This is a genomic window from Shimia sp. NS0008-38b, assembly GCF_040370365.1.
Taxonomy (GTDB): Bacteria; Pseudomonadota; Alphaproteobacteria; order Rhodobacterales; family Rhodobacteraceae; genus Shimia.
Map to the genome: position 1 here is coordinate 781,114 of NZ_BAABWQ010000001.1, position 17,976 is coordinate 799,089.

Below are 17,976 nucleotides of genomic sequence, written 5' to 3' on the forward strand. Positions count from 1 at the left end.
CTCAAGTCACACGCGACCGCACGCTGTATTTCGGATCTCGCCACAGCTCGTTGGCCATGACATCTTCAATGATTTCTGCCGCACCAACAACGTCTGCCGCATCTAAATAGAGCGGTGTGAAACCAAACCGCATGATGTTGGGCGCGCGGAAGTCGCCAATCACGCCGCGCGCCGTCAGCGCCTGAATCGCGGCATAACCATGCTCAAATGCAAAGGACACCTGAGAGCCGCGCGCGTCCGCGTCCCGCGGGCTGGCCAATGTCAACTGCGGGCACCGCGCCTCAACCTCTGCAACAAACAAGTCCGACAGGCGCTCAGATGCTGCGCGCAGCTCCGCCATGTCCACCCCATCCCAAGCCTTTAGCGCTTCTTGCAACACGGCCAACTGCAGGATCGGCGGCGTGCCAACACGCATGCGTTCTGTCGCCAACGCAGGGCGATAGTTCACTTCCATCGCAAACGGTTCATCATGGCCCAGCCACCCCGACAGCGCGGGCGCAATACTGTCGACAATATCAGGGCGCACATAGATAAACGCAGGCGCACCGGGACCACCGTTCAAGTATTTATATGTACATCCAACCGCAAACTCTGCACCGCTCGCCGCGATGTCCACTTCCAACGCCCCTGCGGAATGCGCCAGATCCCAGATCATCACCGCGCCCATCTCATGGGCACGCTTGGTGATCGCTGCCATGTCGTGCATACGGCCCGTGCGGTAGTCCACCTGCGTGAGCATCACCACAGCAACCTCTTCGGTAATCGACTCCAGCACGTCCTCAGGCGCCGGGATCATCAGCGAATGCGCCTGGTCCAAAGTGCTGATCAGCCCCTGTGCCATATACAAATCGGATGGAAAATTGCCGTTGTCGCTCAATATCACTTTGCGCTCTGGTCGCATCTTCAGCGCCGCAGCAAGCGCTTGATACACTTTGATCGACAATGTGTCACCTGTCGCCACTGACCCGGCGGGCGCACCAATCAGCTCGCCAATACGGTCACCAACAACCTGCGGAAGCGCCATCCAACCCGCTGAATTCCAAGCACGGATAAGCTGCGCCCCCCATTCCTCGGTAATCGTTTTCTGCGCACGTGCTGCCGCCCCTTTGGGCAACACGCCAAGCGAGTTGCCATCTAGGTAAATCACCCCTTCGGGCACATCAAACAGCTCTTTTCTGGGAAGCGAAACGCCCATTGTCATAAATCTCCACGCAAGTGCCAAAGTTCGGGAAAAAGCTCAACGTCCAGCATCTTGCGCAGATACTGCACGCCCGACGTCCCGCCGGTGCCCCTCTTAAAGCCGATCACCCGCTCTACCGTGGTGACATGGTTGAACCGCCACCGACGAAAATAATCTTCAAGATCGACCAGTTTCTCCGCCAGCTCATACAGCCGCCAATGCGTGTCCACATCCTCATAGACCACTTTCCACCGCGCCTGCACGTCGGCTACAGCTTTATGCGGTTGCCGGAGCTGCGGGGGAGGCATGGCGCTGTCATCGCCATCCAGTGAGATAAAAAGATACCGGATCACCTCGTCATAGAAACTCGGCTGCGCCAGTTCCGCGTCCAGCGCCGCTTTGGCAGCCGGGACGTGCGCATGTGGCTTTGCCATGTTGGGATTGCGATTGCCCAAAACATACTCAATCAGGCGGTATTGATGGCTCTGAAACCCAGAGGACGGGCCCAGCGCCTCACGAAACGTGGTATAGTCAGCTGGAGTCATCGTACGCAGCACATCCCATGCGGAGTTCAGCTGTTCAAAGATCCGGCTGACACGCGCCAACATCTTAAACATTTGGCTCAGATCACCGGACTTGAGCGCCGCACGCGCACCTCCCAATTCATGCAATGCCAGTTTCATCCAAAGCTCGCTGGTCTGATGTTGAATGATAAACAACATCTCATCATGCGCGTCACTCTTTGGGTGCTGTTGGTTTAGAATACCATCCAGTTTCAGATAGTCGCCATAAGACATCGCGTTATCAAAAGACATCTTTGCGCCGTCTTGAGAGGGGTCATACACGGTATCTGTCATTGGTCTTTCCTCAGTCGAAACCGTTGAATTTTGCCGGTTTCCGTCTTGGGCAACGCCTTAGCGAAAATGACTGAGCGCGGGTACTTGTACGGAGCAATCGTTGCCTTCACGTGATCCTGTAGCGCCGCCGTCATCTCTGTGCCGGAAGCAAACCCTTCACCCAAAACCACATGCGCTTGAACAATGGCGCCCCGCGCTGCATCAGACACGCCAATCACCGCACATTCTGCAACTGCCTCATGTGCCAAGAGCGCCGCCTCAACTTCTGGTCCTGCAATATTGTAGCCCGATGAAATGATCATGTCGTCATTGCGCGCGGCGAAGTGAAAATACCCATCACCATCTTGCCAAAAGGCGTCACCGGAAATGTTCCATCCATCCATCACATACTCTTCTTGCCGCTCCCCGCGAAGGTAACGACATCCCGTGGGGCCACGCACCGCCAGTCGTCCCACATCACCGCGCGGCAATGTGCTCCCATCTGGCCCGACAACTTTGGCCTCATAGCCAGTCACAGGCTTGCCGGTACACGCTGGTCGATGATCATCGAAGCGATTGGAAATGAAAATATGCAACATCTCCGTGGCCCCGATGCCATCTAACATCGGCTTACCAGTCTTCGCGCGCCACGCATCATACACAGGTGCGGGTAATGTTTCCCCCGCACTTACCGCCGCACGCAACGATGATAAATCCGCGCCCTCCTCCATCGCGGCCATCATGGCACGATAAGCTGTGGGGGCCGTGAAACACACGGTCGCTTTATACTTCTCAATAATCTCAACCATGTTGGGCGGTGTGGCCTGCTCCAACAAGGTTGCCGCAGCCCCAAACCGCAGCGGGAAAATCGCCAACCCGCCCAAACCAAATGTAAATGCCAAGGGCGGTGAGCCAACAAAGACGTCTTCCGGCTGCACATCCAGAACCTCTTTGGCGTAGCCATCCGCAATGATCAGAAGGTCCCGATGAAAATGCATCGTGCCTTTTGGCTCGCCCGTGCTGCCGGATGTGAACCCAATCAGCGCCACATCCTCAGCCGCAGTTTGCACGGCCTCAAACGTGACAGGCTTTTCCAAAGCCAGACGATCAAGCTCTGCTTCATGGTTGGCGGTGCCATCAAACGCCATCACCTTGAGGTCGGAGCAAGCCTGTGCGCACAGAGTCATCTCGTCCATCAGACGGGTGTCGCATATCGCGTGGCTGATCTCAGCCTTCTCGACATATTTTGTCAGTTCGACCGCGCGCAGCATCGGCATGGTGTTCACCACCACGGCCCCCGCTTTTGTCGCGGCCAACCAGCAGGCCACCATGGCTGGATTGTTTGCAGATCGGATCAAGACACGATTGCCGGGTACCACACCAAAATCGTCAACCAGCACGTGGGCCAATCGATTGGTCCAATCGGTCAATTCTTTATATGTACGCCGCCGCCCATTGCCGATCAGGGCCGTCTGATCTCCAAACCCTTTGGCAACCATGCCATCTGTTAACTCCCACCCGGCATTCAGCAGATCGGGGTAGTCAAAGCCTGCCAATAACAAGTCCGGCCAACTGTCCTTGGGGGGGAGGTTGTCTTGTGTAAAGCTATCATCGTGTGCGCTTGTTCCCCTCATGGGTTCACCCCTTCTGCCGTCGCCATGGCCAAAGTCTGTCGCGCGATCACCACCCGTTGAACATCGCTGGCCCCCTCATAAATCCGCAACGCACGGATCTCACGGTACAGGCGCTCTACAGCAGCACCAGACTTCACCCCGTCCCCGCCAAACAATTGCACCGCCCGGTCAATCACCTGTTGCGCATGGTCGGTGGCAAACAGCTTCGCCATCGCAGCCTCGCGCGTCACACGCGCCGCGCCGCTGTCCTTGGCCCACGCCGCGCGGTACACAAGTAGCGCTGCGGCGTCGATGTCCACGGCCATATCCGCGATGTGCCCCTGCACCATCTGCATCTCAAACAATGGGGCCCCTGCGATTTCACGGGTCTGTACGCGCCATACCGCCTCATCTTGCGCACGACGAGCAAACCCGAGCGCCGCCGCCGCAACTGTCGAGCGGAACACATCCAGGACAGACATCGCAATGCGAAACCCCTGCCCCGCCTCGCCTATCATTGCAGCCGCCGGAACCCGACAGCCGTCAAAGCGCAACCGCGCCAACGGATGTGGGGCAATTGTCGACATACGTTCCACCACTGACAGCCCGGGCGTGTCTGCAGGCACCACAAAGGCGCTTAGACCTTTGGCGCCGGGTGACTCGCCCGTGCGCGCAAACACAGTATAGACATCCGCAATACCGCCATTGGAAATCCAGGTCTTTTCCCCATCCAAGACAAAGCTGTCCCCATCACGTTGGGCCGTCATTGTCGAATTGGCCACATCAGATCCGGATTGCGGCTCGGTCAATGCAAAGCCTGCTATCGCTCCACCTGTCCGCGTCAGAGGCAACCAAGCCGCTTTCTGATCTTGCGAGCCGAACAGTGATATCGCACCAGTACCCAGCCCCTGCATCGCAAACGCAAAGTCCGCCAGCCCGTCATGACGCGCCAAAATTTCTCGGCTCAGACACAGGATCCGTACATCCAAGCGCCCATCGACCGCTCCCGTTGCTTCCAGTAACCCGGCGTCTCCCAACTGTGTCACCAGTTTCCGACAGGATGCGTCCACGTCAACATGATCCACGCTGCGCAGTGCATTGCTCGCCCAGCGCTCCACCGTCTCAGCCCGCGCGCGGTGCGCTTCTTCAAAGAATGGCCAGTGCAAATAGGTCTGATCCGCCACGTTACTGTCTCCTATACCTCTTCTGGCAACACGGCGCCTTGCGACATGCAACGCTGACCCATTACGCCGATTGCCAAGGTCTCAGTTCCCTTCAAAAACCGGGCGCTGCTTGGCCACAAAAGCCTCATAGGCCCGCTTGAAATCGCGCCCCTGCATACAAATCGCTTGTGCCTGCGCCTCTGCTTCAATGGCCTGCTCAATCGACATCGACCATTCCTGCGCCAACATGGTCTTGGTCATCATGTTGGCAAAGTTGGGACCTTCTGCGATGCGCTGCGCCAACGCCGTCGCCTCAGACATCAGCGCATCTGCGGCAACCACTCGGTTGAAAAAGCCCCAGTTGTACCCTTCCTCAGCCGTCATCGAGCGGCCGAGATATAGCAGCTCGGCAGCCCGCCCCTGCCCGATGATCCGCGGGAGAATGGCACACGCTCCCATATCGCATCCGGCCAGTCCGACGCGGTTAAACAGAAACGCCGTTTTTGTCTCGGGCGTGGTGATGCGCAGATCAGAGGCCATCGACAGGATCGCACCAGCACCAGCACACACGCCATCGACCGCTGCGACAATCGGTTTGCCACATGTCAACATCGCTTTGACCAAATCACCGGTCATGCGCGTGAACGCCAAAAGCTCTTTCATATCCATCTTGGTCAGTGGCCCAATGATGTCATGCACATCACCGCCCGAGCTGAAGTTCCCACCGTTGGCTGCAAAAATCACCACCTTCACGTCATCGGCATATGCCAGATCACGAAACCAGTCGCGCAACTCGGCATAGCTTTCGAAGGTCAACGGGTTCTTGCGTTCAGGCCGGTCCAACTGCACCGTGGCGATACCGTCCTCCACCTGACACCTGAAATGATCTACATCCGTGCGCATCGCTCAGATCTCCCTGTCTTCCAGCGTCTCAATCAATTGCTCTAATCCCGCGCCCATGCCCTCGATCTCCGTCTCTGACAGCCCATCAAGCATCTCATCAATCCACGTCTCATGTGTGGCAGCATGCTCGGCAAAGGCTTGTGCCCCTTTTTCCGTCAGCTTCACCAACGCGGCCCGCCGATCCCCGGGCACAGCCACTCGCTGGGCAAGCCCTTCATCGGAAAGCTTGTCCACAATGCCGGTGACATTCCCATTTGAAACACGCAGCAAGTCGCTAATTTCACTCATTTTTCGACCGTTGGGAAAGCGCGCAAGCACGCTCATTACGTCAAACCGTGGCAACGTGCTGTCAAACTCTCGCCGCAAGCGTCGTCGGATCTCATCCTCGATCATCCCAGATGCTTTCAGCAACTTCAGCCAAAGCCGCAAACGCGCCTTGCTCCCTTCACTCATACCTCGCCTCCAGACAAACTCATCGCGTGACCGTTCACTGACTGCGCGGCCTCTTCACAGAGCCACATCGCAGCCCCTGCAACCTCTTCTACCTGCACAAAGCGCTTTTGCGGGTTGCTCCGCATCAGGCTGCCGCGCGCGCGCTCTTCCGTCATCCCGGTCTTCTCCATGATATTGGAAACCGAGCGCACCAGCATCGGTGTCTCCACAAAACCGGGGCAAATTGCATTGGCGGTGATGCCACTGTCTGCCATCTCGATGGCCACGGCGCGGGTCAAACCAACAACCCCGTGTTTGGCGGCACAATAGCCGCTCACATAGGGGTAGCCTTTCAACCCAGCAGTTGAGGCCACAGCAATCAGCCGCCCCCAGCCTGCCGTTTGCATGTCGCCCAATGCGGCCTGCCACACATTGACGACGCCCGCCAAGTTGACATCCAACATGTCGCGCAACTGCGCCGGCCGCATCTTGGCAAACGGCACACTTTCCGCAGCGCCCGCATTGGCCACAACCACTTCTACAGGCCCGTTCAACGCCCGAGCTTCCGCCACCATAGCCTGTACCGATGCGGCATCGGTCACGTCACAGATCTTCCAATCGATGAATTTGTGCGTGCTTGCCACATCCCGCAACGGGGCCTCGCGTCTGCCCACAACGGTGACCCTTGCACCGGCGTGCGCCATCGCCTCGGCAATCGCAGCCCCTACGCCGGTGCCCCCGCCGGTCACCAACACATGTTTGCCTGAAACACTCATACTCTGATCATCTCCGCATCACGGTCGGCCAAACGCCATGCCTGATCGCGCCCGGGCTGATACGGCGCGGGCCAATCCGCAAGACGATCTCCAATCCGCGCCGCTTCATGATGGGTCCAATAGGGATCCGCCAAATGGGGGCGGCCCACGGCAATCAAATCTGCGCGTCCAGCCATCAAAATAGAATTCGCATGATCCGCTTCATAGATGTTGCCCACTGCCAGTGTCGCAATGCCCGCTTCGTTGCGGATGCGGTCAGAAAACGGCGTTTGAAACATGCGGCCATAGACGGGTTTGGCCTCGATACTGGTCTGCCCTGCGCTGACATCAATGATATCGGCCCCCGCAGCCCGAAACGCTTTGGCAATCTCAACCGCCTCCGCCGGGGTCACCCCGAAGTCTCCCAGCCAATCATTGGCCGAAATCCGCACGGACATTGGTTTGTGTGCGGGCCAAACCGCCCGCAAGGCCTCAAAGACCTCCAGCGGATAGCGCAACCTATTCTGCAAACAGCCCCCATAGGCGTCTTTTCTCTGGTTGCTCACTGGCGACAGAAAACTTGACAGAAAATAACCATGAGCCGCGTGCAGCTCGATCATGTCAAATCCAGCGCGCTCCGCCATCTCAGCCGCGGCGACAAACTGCGCTTTGATCTCATCCATATCCGACCGCGTCGCCTCTCGCGGCGTACTATTGGCGGCACTCCACGGCATGGCAGATGCGGAAACCAGCTCCCAATTGTTCTCTTTGAGAGGCGCGTCCATCTCTTCCCATCCAACCTGCGTGGACCCTTTGCGCCCCGCATGACCGATCTGACAGCAGATTTTCGCCTCTGTTTCCTGATGGACAAAATCCGTCAGCCGCGCCCATGCTGTCTCATGCTCCCGCGCATACAGGCCCGGACATCCAGGCGTGATCCGCCCGTCCGCACTGACACAGGTCATCTCAGTAAACACCAAGCCGGCACCGCCTTTGGCGCGCTCGCCATAGTGGATCAGATGCCAATCAGTTGGACAGCCATCCACCGCCTTATATTGCGCCATCGGCGACACGACGATGCGGTTACTTAAGCGCATTTCACGTAGCGCATAGGGCGCAAACATCGGTGCACGCACAGGGCCATCCGCCGCCACACCGGCCTGCTGCTGAAACCATTTTTCAGCACTCTTAAGCCACTTCGCGTCCCGCAAACGCAGATTTTCATGGCTGATCCTTTGGCTGCGGGTAAGCAGAGAGTAGCAAAACTGCACGGGATCAAGCTCCAGGTACCGCTCCACATCCTCAAACCACTCCAACGAATTGCGGGCCGCTGATTGCAGACGCAGCACATCCAGCCGCCGTTCCGCTTGATAGCGCTCAAAAGCCGCCTGCATATCTGGTTCTGAATGCAGGAACTCTGCCAATGCAATGGCGCTTTCAAATGCCAGTCGCGTCCCCGACCCAATCGAGAAATGTGCCGTCGCAGAGGCGTCCCCCAACAGCACCACGTTCTCATGATGCCAAGTCTCACACAGCACACGCGGGAAATTCATAAACACCGCAGAGCCACGCAGATGCGCTGCATTGCTCATCAACTCATGGCCACCAAGGTGATCCGCAAACACAACACGACAGGTCTCAACGATTTCGTCCTTTGACATGTTTTCAAAGCCAAAGCGGTCCCAAGTGTCCTGTGCACATTCCACAATGAAGGTCGCTGTCTCGTCATCAAACTGATAGACATGCGCCCAAATCCACCCATGAGCGGTCTTCTCAAAAATGAAGGTGAAGGCATCATCAAATTTCTGATGCGTGCCCAACCAGACAAATTTGCAATCGCGCACATCGATTTCTGGCTTGAAGTGGTCCGCATAGGCGTCACGTACCCGGCTGTTGAGCCCATCACAGCCCACAACCAAATCATAGTCCGCACGCAGAGTTTCAATGTCGTCAAATTCGGTCTCAAACCGAAGATCTACATCCAAGTCACGGGCACGCTCTTGTAATAAGATCAGCATTTGCCTGCGCCCAATCCCGGCAAACCCATGCCCGCCTGACACAGTGCGCACACCGTCATGTACAACTGCAATGTCATCCCAATAGGCAAAATTGTCCCGGATCATCTGGGCGGATTTGGGATCGTTGGCTTGCAAATTCTCCAACGCATCGTCTGACAACACTACACCCCAGCCAAAGGTGTCACTGGCGCGATTGCGCTCAATAACTGTGATGTGGTGCGACGGGTCACGCAACTTCATAGAAATGGCAAAATAAAGTCCGGCGGGACCGCCACCCAAACAGGCTACACGCATTTTTCCCTCCCATGCTTGCTGCAGGGCATCAAACGCCCCGTCGTTGCAATCACGCTAGGATGAGTCGCAATTTACTTCAAGCTTAAAATGTTTACCCTAGATACTTCTCAAAATTCGAGCGGCGACCCAAGACAAAGCCCCCATTGCAAGACTCACTCGCACGTGCTTCGATCCCACGTCAGCAACCAAAGGACGCACCATGCCTCTTCCAAAAACGATGAACGCCATGATCCTGACGGGCCATGGCGACATGGACAAATACGAGTGGCGCACGGATTGGCCGGTGCCCGAAGCGGGCAGAGGTGAGGTGCTGGTGCGAGTTCGGGCCTGCGGGATGAACAATACCGACGTGAACACCCGTGCAGGCTGGTACTCCAAAGCAGTCACCGGGGCGACATCTGAAACTGCTGACGAAGCGCCAGATGGGGACGATCCAAGTTGGGGCGGCAAACCTCTTGCTTTTCCGCGCATTCAAGGCGCGGATATTTGCGGCGAGGTCGTGTCCGTCGGCGCAGGCGTGGCGCCCTCCCGGATCGGGGAGCGCATCATCACTGATTGCTGGATCCGCGACGAAAGCAACTTGGACGACAAAACCCAAACCGGATACATCGGCTCTGAAATCAATGGCGGTTTTGCACAATATTGTGTGCTCCCGTCCCGCAACGCGCTCAAAGTGGACAGCCTTTTCACCGACGCCGAATTGGCCACGTTTTCGTGCTCTTACTCCACAGCCGAAGGCATGCTGTCACGGGCCAATGTCTCTGAGGCGGACACGGTGCTTGTCCCCGGTGCATCCGGTGGTGTGGGCGGTGCTTTGGTACAACTGGCCAAGCGCCGTGGCGCGCGCGTGATCGCAATGGCCAGCGAAGCGAAACACGCAGACGTCGCCAAACTCGGCCCAGATCGCATCTTGCCCCGCGCACCAAAAGACCTGCGCGCAGCGTTGGGCACCGAGAAAATCACCGTTGTCGGCGATATCGTTGGCGGGACTTACTGGCCGACACTGATCGACATATTGGAACGCGGCGGGCGCTACACGTGCTCCGGGGCGATCGCCGGCCCGCTGGTCGATCTCGACCTTCGCACACTCTATCTGCGCGACCTCACGTTCACCGGCTCTACCGTGATTGATCTCGACGTCATGCCAAACCTAATCGGCTACATCGAAGCAGGCGAGGTCACTCCAGCCCTTGCGGCAAGTTACCCGCTGAAACAGCTCGTCGAGGCCCAAACCGCATTTATTAGGAAAGAGCACACCGGCAATATTGTTGTGCTACCATAATCCATGACCGTCTCATCCTACATCGATAGCCTACCACCCGCGCCGCGCGCACATCTGAACCTGTTGCAGCAGATCATCCGCAATGCGGCAGACACATCCGCTGCGACGCCGCTCACCGAGAACCTCAAATGGGGACAACCAAGTTATGCGCCACCCAAAGGCATGGGCACCCCAATCCGGCTCAGTTGGTCGGAAAAAACGCCCGATCATGTCGCGTTTCTGGTGCACTGCCAAACGAGCCTGGTGGAAGAGTGGCGCCTCATGTTTGGTGAGACATATATGTTTGATGGCAACCGCGCAGTACATCTGCAAGTGGCACAACCGCTGCCAAAGGACGCCCTACATCAGATGGCCGTCATGGCACTGACCTATCATACACGCAAGCCTTAAGCCTTCTGCGGAGTGCCCGCCACATATGTCTGCGCCACCGCGCGATCATCACCCATCATCATCAAAACAAACAGCTCTTGCGCTAGGGTCGTCACCGCATCCATTCGCAAATCCATCGCAGAGGTGGCCCGCGCATCCAGCACCACCAAATCCGCCGCGCTGCCTGCCTCCAACGTACCAATCTCATTTTGCATCCCAAGCGTCATGGCATTGCCCCGCGTGATCCAATGAAACGCCTGGTATGGATGTAACGCCTGTCCCTGAAGCTGCAAAATCTTGTAGCCTTCATTCAACGTCTGCAGCATCGAATAGCTGGTGCCCGCGCCGATGTCGGTGGCTATCGCGCTTTGAATACCCCGCGCTTTCAACCCGCTGTGGTCAAACAGACCAGACCCCAGAAACAAGTTTGAGGTTGGGCAAAACACCGGATGCGCGCCCATCTCTGACAACGCATCAATCTCACGCGCTTCCAAATGAATCGCATGGCCCAGAAACATCTTCTCCGTAACCAATCCAGCCATTTGGTAGACATCAAGGTAGTCCCGTGCCTGCGGGTACAAGTCCAGAGTATAGGCGATCTCCGCTTTGTTCTCACTCAAATGAGTTTGTATGAAACACTCTGGATACTCTGCCACAAGCGCTCCGGCTGCGTGAAGCTGCGCAGGCGTCGACGTGATCGCAAACCTTGGTGTGATCGCATACCGGGCTCGGCTCTGTCCGTGCCACTTTTCGATCAGCCGCTTGGAAGCATCATAGCCCGTTTGTGCTGTATCCAAGAGCCCGTCCGGTGAGTTGCGGTCCATCAACACTTTTCCGCCAATCATGCACATGTCGCGGCGGGCAGCTTCGCCAAAATAGGCCTCCACAGAGGCCTCATGCACCGAACAATACGCCATCGCGGTGGTTGTGCCATGCCCAATGAGCTGGTCGTAAAACGCCCGCGCCATCGTATTTGCATGCGCGGCATCAGCAAAACCAACCTCCGCCGGGAAAGTATAGGTGTTGAGCCAATCCAGAAGCTGCGTGCCCCAGCTGGCGATCACCTGCACCTGCGGGAAATGCAAATGAAGGTCGATGAAACCAGGCAGCAACAGGTGTGGACGGTGATCGACAACCTCCGCGCCACCGGCCTTTGATGTCACGGCCTCATACCCGCCCATCGCAACGATTTTGCCTGCTTCGATCAACAAGGCACCATCTTCGTGATAGACAAAGCTATCCGTGTCTTCGGGCCCCTGTGGCTCGGCCACAAAGCTTAGCACGCGTCCGCGCAGCAATTTTTGCGTCATGTTTGACCTCTTGATGTCGCGTGCCGCCTCAGCTGGCAGGCACACTTGTTTGAACGGCAGGTTCAGAGGTCAGTGCAGCGATCACCTCGGCCACAACCATGGCCGCAATCACCGCGGGCCGCTTATCACGGCTACCGCTCACCCCGATGGGGCAGTTTAAAGTTTCAGTTTCCAGCCCGGTGCAATGGCTCCGAACAAAGCTCTCAAAATTCGCGCGTTTCGTGGAAGATCCAATCATGCCCAACCAGCGTGAACTCCCAAGCTCAAGCACTTCAGAAGTAACCAGAAAATCTAAAGCGTGATCATGGGTTAGTACGATGAAGGCGCTGCCAGCTGGTGCATTGCGCACTTCCGCTTCCGGCACAGCTGTCAGACGTTTCTCAACATCAGCAATCGATAAGTCCAATTCATCACTGCGGCTATCAATAAGTACACAATGTACTGGAAGGTGCTGAAATTGCTCAGCTAAAGCGCGCCCAACATGGCCAGCCCCAAACACATAGACATGTGGAAATGCCTCTTCTTGAGCCTGAATTTGCGCGACAGCCTCCCTGCGCGCGCTGGAATCCATTTGGGTCAGGGTGATTTCGACACGGCCCCCGCAACACTGACCTATTTCCGGCCCCAACGGAACGTCCATTCGGCAGATATATTTATTCAACTTCAAAGCCTTACGTGCTTCATCTAAGGCCATATACTCCAGTTGTCCGCCCCCAATAGTGCCCAACATCGCACCGTCTGACACAAACATCACAGCACCTTCTTCACGCGGCGAGCTGCCACGCACGCGCGAAATCTCAACCCGCATGACCGTTTTTTCACAATCAAGAAACGCTATGAGTTCGGCACTTTTCATCCGCGCAATCTCTCCACGGCCATCAACACACATTCCGGTGTCGCAGGCGCATCCAACCGCGGGCACTCTGCATAATCGGCCACCGAAGCCACCGCCATGCCCAGCGCCTCAAACACACAGATCGGCAACATGAACGGCGGTTCACCCACCGCTTTGGAGCGCTTGATGGTCAGCTCTCGATTCTCCGACCAATCCGCCAAATTGACGTTGAACTCACGCGGGATATCCCCCGCCAATGGGATTTTATAGGTGCTTGGCGCATGCGTGCGCAGTCGGCCTTTGTCGTCCCATTTCAACTCTTCAGTGGTCAGCCACCCCATGCCTTGAATGAAGGCGCCTTCAACTTGTCCTTTGTCCAATGCCGGGTTCAACGACTTGCCAACGTCATGCAACACATCTGCGCGATCCACTGTGTATTCACCGGTCAATGTATCAACAGACACTTCTGCAACCGCCGCACCATAAGCAAAGTAGTAGAACGGGCGACCTTGCCCTTTTTCGCGATCCCAATGGATCTTGGGCGTTTTGTAAAACCCTGCTGCCCAAAGCTGCACACGCGCCATATAGGCCTGCTTGATAAACTCACCAAACGTGAAGGTCTTGTCGCCGACGTACACAACGTTGGGGCCAAATTCGACCAACAACGCCTCGACCTGAAAGTGGTCACACGCCCACCGGATCAAACGCTCCTTGATCTGCTCACAGGCATTGAGAGCAGCCATCCCATTCAGATCCGTGCCTGACGACGCCGCTGTTGCAGAGGTGTTTGGCACTTTCTCGGTTGTCGTTTTGGTGATTTTAATGGTGTCCACATCCACCTGAAACGCCTCAGCCACCACCTGAGCAATCTTGATGTTGAGCCCCTGCCCCATCTCTGTGCCGCCATGGTTCAACATAATGGAGCCGTCGTTGTAGATGTGCACCAAAGCTCCAGCCTGATTGTACCAGGTCGCCGTAAAGCTGATCCCAAATTTAACAGGTGTCAGCGAAATACCTTTGCGAATAATCCCGCCTTTGGCGTTGTGATCCAGCACCGCTTGACGCCGCGCCTGATAGTCAGAGTTCCGCTCCAATTCATCCACAAGCCGTGGCATAACATTGTCTTCAACCGTTTGATGGTACGGCGTGACATTGCGCTCAGCATCCCCATAGAAGTTCGCCTTGCGCACCTCAAGAGGGTCTTTCCCAAGCTTGTAGGCGATCTCTTCGATCATGCGCTCTGCTGCAACAACGCCCTGAGGCCCGCCAAAGCCACGAAAAGCCGTGTTGGACACCGTGTTGGTTTTCATCGGTCGGCTTTGCAACTTCACATGCGGGTAGAAGTAGGCGTTGTCCGCATGAAACAGCGCGCGATCTGTCACCGGCCCAGACAGATCCGACGTCCAGCCGCAGCGCGCTGCAAACACGCCATCAACGGCCTGAATGCAACCGTCCTCCTCAAAAGCCACATCATAGTCGACCACAAAATCATGCCGTTTGCCGGTGCTTTCCATGTCCTGATCGCGATCAGGCCGTATTTTTACGGCGCGGTTCCATTTCTTCGCCGCCATTGCTGCCACCGCACAATATTGGTTCATCTGGCTTTCTTTGCCACCAAACCCACCACCCATGCGGCGCACATTGACCACCACGGCATTAGACGGCACACCCAAAACATGCGCCACCATGTGCTGTGCTTCACTTGGGTGCTGTGTCGAAGAATGGACAATCACATCATCGTCTTCGCCCGGCATGGCAAAAGCAATATGCCCTTCCAAATACAAGTGGTCCTGCCCACCAATGCGCATCTGACCCTGAATGCGATGCGCAGCCTGCGCTTGTCCTTCAGCGACATCACCACGCTGCAAGGTCATCGGATCAGTCACATGAGGATAGCCTTTGGCCATCGCCTCATCCGCCTCAATCACATGATCAAGCGGAGCATACGTGATCTGAGCCAACTCCGCGGCGCGCCGGGCAATGTCTCGCGTTTCTGCCACCACGGCAAACAGCACCTGCCCCCAGAACTCAACCGTCTCAGTGGCAAACAACGGCTCATCGTGCCGCCCTGAGGGGCTCACATCGTTCACACCTGGCACGTCGGAGGCGGTTAACACCCCAACCACCCCCGGCACGGCACGCACCGCACTCAGGTCCATATTCTCGATTGTGGCATGGGCCACATTTGCCGTTCCAAAATACGCATGTAGCGTACCCATCGGCTCAGCGATATCGTCACAATAGTCCGCAGCACCTGACACATGTTTGGTGGCACTGTCGTGAATGTGATCCGTATGCGCCGCACCACGAATGGAGACTGTCTGTTTCATCATATTCTCCTCACGCCCGCGCCAAACGCACGTCTTCACCGGCGTGTTCCAGCCAGAACCGGCGGAACAGGTTTTGCGCCACGGTCATTCTGTAGTCAGCCGAAGCCCGCATATCCGTCAATGGCTGGAAGTCCTCCGGCAATTTTTGCGCCGCCGCCATCAGGCTTGCCTCGCTCCACGGCTGGCCGAGCAATGCGGCCTCCGCCGCTGCCGCGCGCGCGGGCACCCCCGCCAAACCACCAAACGCCAAACGCGCGGCTGTGACCCGCCCATTCTCAACCCGCACGTTCATACCCACCGCCACCGAAGAAATGTCCTCCTCCCGTCGCTTGGAAATCTTATAGGCCGCATGGAACCCACCGGTCACTCGCGGTATGCGAATGCTCTCGACAAACTCTCCCGCCCCGCGGTCCTGATTGCCATAGGCGATGAAGAAATCTTCCAACGAGACCTCGCGCCGCTCATCCCCCTTGCGCAACGTGATCGACGCGCCCAACGCAATCAACACCGGTGGTGTGTCTCCAATGGGCGATCCGTTGGCGATATTTCCGCCAACAGTCCCCATATTGCGCACCTGCCAGCCGGCAATGCGATCCCAATATGCCACCAGATGTGGATAGTGCTGGGCAATCACATCCTGCGCCTCGCTATAGGTCACACCCGCCCCCATCGTCACAGCATCCTCAGACACATCAATGGATTTCAGACCGTCCAGATGGCCAATGAACACCGCAGGTGACAGTCGTTTGAGGAATTTCGTCACCCAAAGCCCGACATCCGTGGACCCTGCCACAATTGTGGCTTCTGGCTGGGCCGCCAACACAGCCGCCAAGTCATCCACATCCGCAGGCAATATCGCCACGCTATCACCGTGGTTTACCACAACCCGCAGGTCATCTCTCAGCGCCTGCAAACGCGCCGCAATGGCATCGCGCTCCATGGCCAAATGCTCTGCAGATGGCGTGCCATACTCGGTCACCGCCTGTGCGGCTCGAATGATCGGCGCATAGCCTGTGCACCGACACAGGTTGCCCTGCAACGCGGTCTCCACCTGTGCCACCGTGGGCCATTCATGTGCCATCCACAGCGCATACAAAGACATCACGATCCCGGGGGTGCAAAACCCACATTGGCTCCCGTGGTGATCCACCATCGCTTGCTGAACCGGCGACAGCCGCCCCTCTGGGCCACCAAGATACTCGATGGTCACCACATGACAGCCGTCAAGCGACGCCAGAAACCGAATGCAGGCATTCACAGTTTCATAGCGCAGGCCTTGATCTGTCAGCCGCCCCACCAACACCGTACAGGCCCCGCAATCCCCTTCGGCACAGCCCTCTTTGCTGCCGGTAAGCCGCTGATCTATGCGCAAAAAATCAAGCAGCGTATCATCTGCGCCAACATCCGTAAGCGCCACATCACGCCCATTGAGTAAAAACCGTATTTCGCTGCGGTGCTGCATCCTGACCTCTTGCTGGGAGTCGGCACTAACTGGCCATACATCAGTATATCAACGCCTAAGACAGCACCGAAATGGGGGTTTTGGCAAATCTATTTCAATGAATTATTGAAAATAGCGGCGCAATTCGCCAGTAATTTGGGCAAAACAATCACTGGACTCGGCTCATGCCCTATCTTGAAAGCCTTCGCGTCTTTGTTCGTGTGGTGGAACTTGGCTCCATCACTTCAGGTGGACGTGACCTGCGCCTCACCCCTGCGGTTGCATCAAACCGCGTGAAAGAGCTTGAAACCCGGCTCGGTGTCCGCCTGTTCAACCGCACGACGCGCCATCTGTCGCCCACTGAAGTTGGCAAAGTCTTTTACGACCATGCTCGAAAGGTGATTGAGACGCTGGACGAAGCTGAGGCCGTGGTGGCTGGGTTTTCAGACAGCCCCCGTGGCACCATCCGCGTGACCGCGCCATTGGGGGTTGGGCGGCGCATCATCGCACCCCTGATCCCTAAGTTCACCAACCAATATCCGCATGTCGATATTCGGTTGCGCCTGTCAGACCGCCCGGTGGATATGTTTGAGGATGGTCTTGATGTGGCGTTTGTGTTGGGAGAGCTCAAAGACAGCAATCTTAAGCTTCGAAAGATTGCCGATTGCGATCGTGTACTTGTCGCCGCTCCGGACTACCTTGCGCGACATGGAACGCCGCAAACCCCGGCAGAGTTGTTGACGACGACGCACAATTGTCTGCTGTTGCGCTTCCCAAGGTCACCTGAGTACTTCTGGACCCTGCAAACACCGGACGGGCCGCTTAAGATCGAAGCCAAAGGACGTTTTGATGCGGACGACGGCGATGTGCTGACCCAATGGGCCCGCGACGGCCAAGGCATCGCAAACAAACCGCGGTTTGATGTGGCCAGTGATCTCAAATCCGGGGCGCTTGTGGAAATTTTGCCAAAGACACCGCCACTGCCTGCTGCCTTTGGGTGTCTGTATCCACACAGAAAGCTTCAAGATCCCAAAATACGCCTGTTTGTGGACCACATCACCACTGAAAGCCGACAGGCGATTGCCCGTCTCTGACCCTCATCTCAAGGCATAGCAGGTGCCTGTTCACACCGCCGCCCATGGCACCGGCGTGCGCCGTCGCTTCACTATATATACCCCTACGTGCCCCAATGCTGGCGCCGCCGCGGGTCGCCAA

General features: G+C 57.0%; 15 protein-coding genes. 3 read left to right on the forward strand and 12 right to left on the reverse strand.

Annotated elements, in window-relative coordinates:
* Position 1: 1 nt before the first annotated feature.
* From kynU to ABWV47_RS03855, 8 genes are all read right to left on the reverse strand, one after another.
* Positions 2 to 1,201, reverse strand: coding sequence for a kynureninase (gene kynU / locus ABWV47_RS03820; RefSeq protein ID WP_353308520.1), 1,200 nt, complete (start codon positions 1,199 to 1,201; stop codon positions 2 to 4).
* Entirely contained in the window at positions 1,198 to 2,037 is an 840-nt protein-coding gene (locus ABWV47_RS03825; protein WP_353308521.1) for a tryptophan 2,3-dioxygenase, read from the reverse strand. The genes kynU and ABWV47_RS03825 overlap by 4 nt, the downstream gene beginning before the upstream one ends.
* Complete coding sequence (locus tag ABWV47_RS03830; protein WP_353308523.1) at positions 2,034 to 3,650, reverse strand: AMP-binding protein; 1,617 nt, start codon at positions 3,648 to 3,650, stop codon at positions 2,034 to 2,036. Before ABWV47_RS03830 ends, ABWV47_RS03825 begins: the two co-directional genes overlap by 4 nt.
* The gene (locus ABWV47_RS03835; protein ID WP_353308524.1) at positions 3,647 to 4,813 is read right to left on the reverse strand and encodes an acyl-CoA dehydrogenase family protein; all 1,167 of its coding nucleotides are present in this window, start codon (positions 4,811 to 4,813) and stop codon (positions 3,647 to 3,649) included. The genes ABWV47_RS03830 and ABWV47_RS03835 overlap by 4 nt, the downstream gene beginning before the upstream one ends.
* Before the next feature lie 81 nt (positions 4,814 to 4,894).
* Entirely contained in the window at positions 4,895 to 5,695 is an 801-nt protein-coding gene (locus tag ABWV47_RS03840; protein WP_353308525.1) for an enoyl-CoA hydratase family protein, read from the reverse strand.
* A 3-nt stretch (positions 5,696 to 5,698) separates the two neighbouring features.
* Positions 5,699 to 6,148 carry a MarR family winged helix-turn-helix transcriptional regulator gene (locus tag ABWV47_RS03845; protein WP_353308527.1) on the reverse strand — a complete coding sequence of 150 codons (450 nt, stop codon included), beginning with the start codon at positions 6,146 to 6,148 and terminating at the stop codon, positions 5,699 to 5,701.
* Complete coding sequence (locus tag ABWV47_RS03850) at positions 6,145 to 6,903, reverse strand: SDR family NAD(P)-dependent oxidoreductase (protein ID WP_353308528.1); 759 nt, start codon at positions 6,901 to 6,903, stop codon at positions 6,145 to 6,147. The genes ABWV47_RS03845 and ABWV47_RS03850 overlap by 4 nt, the downstream gene beginning before the upstream one ends.
* Positions 6,900 to 9,194, reverse strand: coding sequence for a bifunctional salicylyl-CoA 5-hydroxylase/oxidoreductase (locus ABWV47_RS03855; protein WP_353308529.1), 2,295 nt, complete (start codon positions 9,192 to 9,194; stop codon positions 6,900 to 6,902). Before ABWV47_RS03855 ends, ABWV47_RS03850 begins: the two co-directional genes overlap by 4 nt.
* Before the next feature lie 199 nt (positions 9,195 to 9,393).
* Here ABWV47_RS03855 and ABWV47_RS03860 point away from each other — a divergent pair, with 199 nt between their 5' ends.
* Positions 9,394 to 10,476, forward strand: coding sequence for an alcohol dehydrogenase family protein (locus ABWV47_RS03860; protein ID WP_353308530.1), 1,083 nt, complete (start codon positions 9,394 to 9,396; stop codon positions 10,474 to 10,476).
* A gap of 3 nt (positions 10,477 to 10,479) precedes the next feature.
* Positions 10,480 to 10,866 carry a DUF1801 domain-containing protein gene (locus ABWV47_RS03865; RefSeq protein ID WP_353308532.1) on the forward strand — a complete coding sequence of 129 codons (387 nt, stop codon included), beginning with the start codon at positions 10,480 to 10,482 and terminating at the stop codon, positions 10,864 to 10,866.
* Here ABWV47_RS03865 and guaD read toward each other — a convergent pair.
* From guaD to xdhA, 4 genes are read right to left on the reverse strand one after another with little or no spacing between them, the layout of a single operon-like run.
* The gene (guaD, locus tag ABWV47_RS03870; protein WP_353308534.1) at positions 10,863 to 12,155 is read right to left on the reverse strand and encodes a guanine deaminase; all 1,293 of its coding nucleotides are present in this window, start codon (positions 12,153 to 12,155) and stop codon (positions 10,863 to 10,865) included. The two genes, ABWV47_RS03865 and guaD, sit on opposite strands and share 4 nt — an antisense overlap.
* Before the next feature lie 28 nt (positions 12,156 to 12,183).
* A complete protein-coding gene (gene xdhC / locus ABWV47_RS03875) occupies positions 12,184 to 12,963 on the reverse strand; it encodes a xanthine dehydrogenase accessory protein XdhC (RefSeq protein WP_353308535.1) in 780 nt (259 codons plus the stop codon).
* A gap of 44 nt (positions 12,964 to 13,007) precedes the next feature.
* Entirely contained in the window at positions 13,008 to 15,320 is a 2,313-nt protein-coding gene (gene xdhB, locus ABWV47_RS03880) for a xanthine dehydrogenase molybdopterin binding subunit (protein ID WP_353308537.1), read from the reverse strand.
* A 10-nt stretch (positions 15,321 to 15,330) separates the two neighbouring features.
* Positions 15,331 to 16,782 carry a xanthine dehydrogenase small subunit gene (gene xdhA, locus ABWV47_RS03885; RefSeq protein WP_353308539.1) on the reverse strand — a complete coding sequence of 484 codons (1,452 nt, stop codon included), beginning with the start codon at positions 16,780 to 16,782 and terminating at the stop codon, positions 15,331 to 15,333.
* Positions 16,783 to 16,946: 164 nt separating this feature from the next.
* On the opposite strand from xdhA, the gene ABWV47_RS03890 reads away from it, so the two are divergent.
* Positions 16,947 to 17,855, forward strand: a complete 909-nt coding sequence (locus ABWV47_RS03890) for a LysR family transcriptional regulator (protein WP_353308541.1) — start codon at positions 16,947 to 16,949, stop codon at positions 17,853 to 17,855.
* The last annotated feature ends 121 nt before the right edge of the window (positions 17,856 to 17,976 follow it).

Bases quoted from the DNA above. Each gene is read 5' to 3' on its own strand.
- xdhC (WP_353308535.1), bottom strand. From the start codon at position 12,963: ATGCGGGTTGAGATTTCGCGCGTGCGTGGCAGCTCGCCGCGTGAAGAA.
- ABWV47_RS03865 (WP_353308532.1), top strand. From the start codon at position 10,480: ATGACCGTCTCATCCTACATCGATAGCCTACCACCCGCGCCGCGCGCA.
- ABWV47_RS03890 (WP_353308541.1), top strand. From the start codon at position 16,947: ATGCCCTATCTTGAAAGCCTTCGCGTCTTTGTTCGTGTGGTGGAACTT.
- ABWV47_RS03830 (WP_353308523.1), bottom strand. From the start codon at position 3,650: ATGAGGGGAACAAGCGCACACGATGATAGCTTTACACAAGACAACCTC.
- ABWV47_RS03845 (WP_353308527.1), bottom strand. From the start codon at position 6,148: ATGAGTGAAGGGAGCAAGGCGCGTTTGCGGCTTTGGCTGAAGTTGCTG.
- ABWV47_RS03840 (WP_353308525.1), bottom strand. From the start codon at position 5,695: ATGCGCACGGATGTAGATCATTTCAGGTGTCAGGTGGAGGACGGTATC.
- ABWV47_RS03825 (WP_353308521.1), bottom strand. From the start codon at position 2,037: ATGACAGATACCGTGTATGACCCCTCTCAAGACGGCGCAAAGATGTCT.
- guaD (WP_353308534.1), bottom strand. From the start codon at position 12,155: ATGACGCAAAAATTGCTGCGCGGACGCGTGCTAAGCTTTGTGGCCGAG.
- ABWV47_RS03855 (WP_353308529.1), bottom strand. From the start codon at position 9,194: ATGCGTGTAGCCTGTTTGGGTGGCGGTCCCGCCGGACTTTATTTTGCC.
- ABWV47_RS03850 (WP_353308528.1), bottom strand. From the start codon at position 6,903: ATGAGTGTTTCAGGCAAACATGTGTTGGTGACCGGCGGGGGCACCGGC.
- kynU (WP_353308520.1), bottom strand. From the start codon at position 1,201: ATGACAATGGGCGTTTCGCTTCCCAGAAAAGAGCTGTTTGATGTGCCC.
- ABWV47_RS03860 (WP_353308530.1), top strand. From the start codon at position 9,394: ATGCCTCTTCCAAAAACGATGAACGCCATGATCCTGACGGGCCATGGC.
- xdhB (WP_353308537.1), bottom strand. From the start codon at position 15,320: ATGAAACAGACAGTCTCCATTCGTGGTGCGGCGCATACGGATCACATT.
- xdhA (WP_353308539.1), bottom strand. From the start codon at position 16,782: ATGCAGCACCGCAGCGAAATACGGTTTTTACTCAATGGGCGTGATGTG.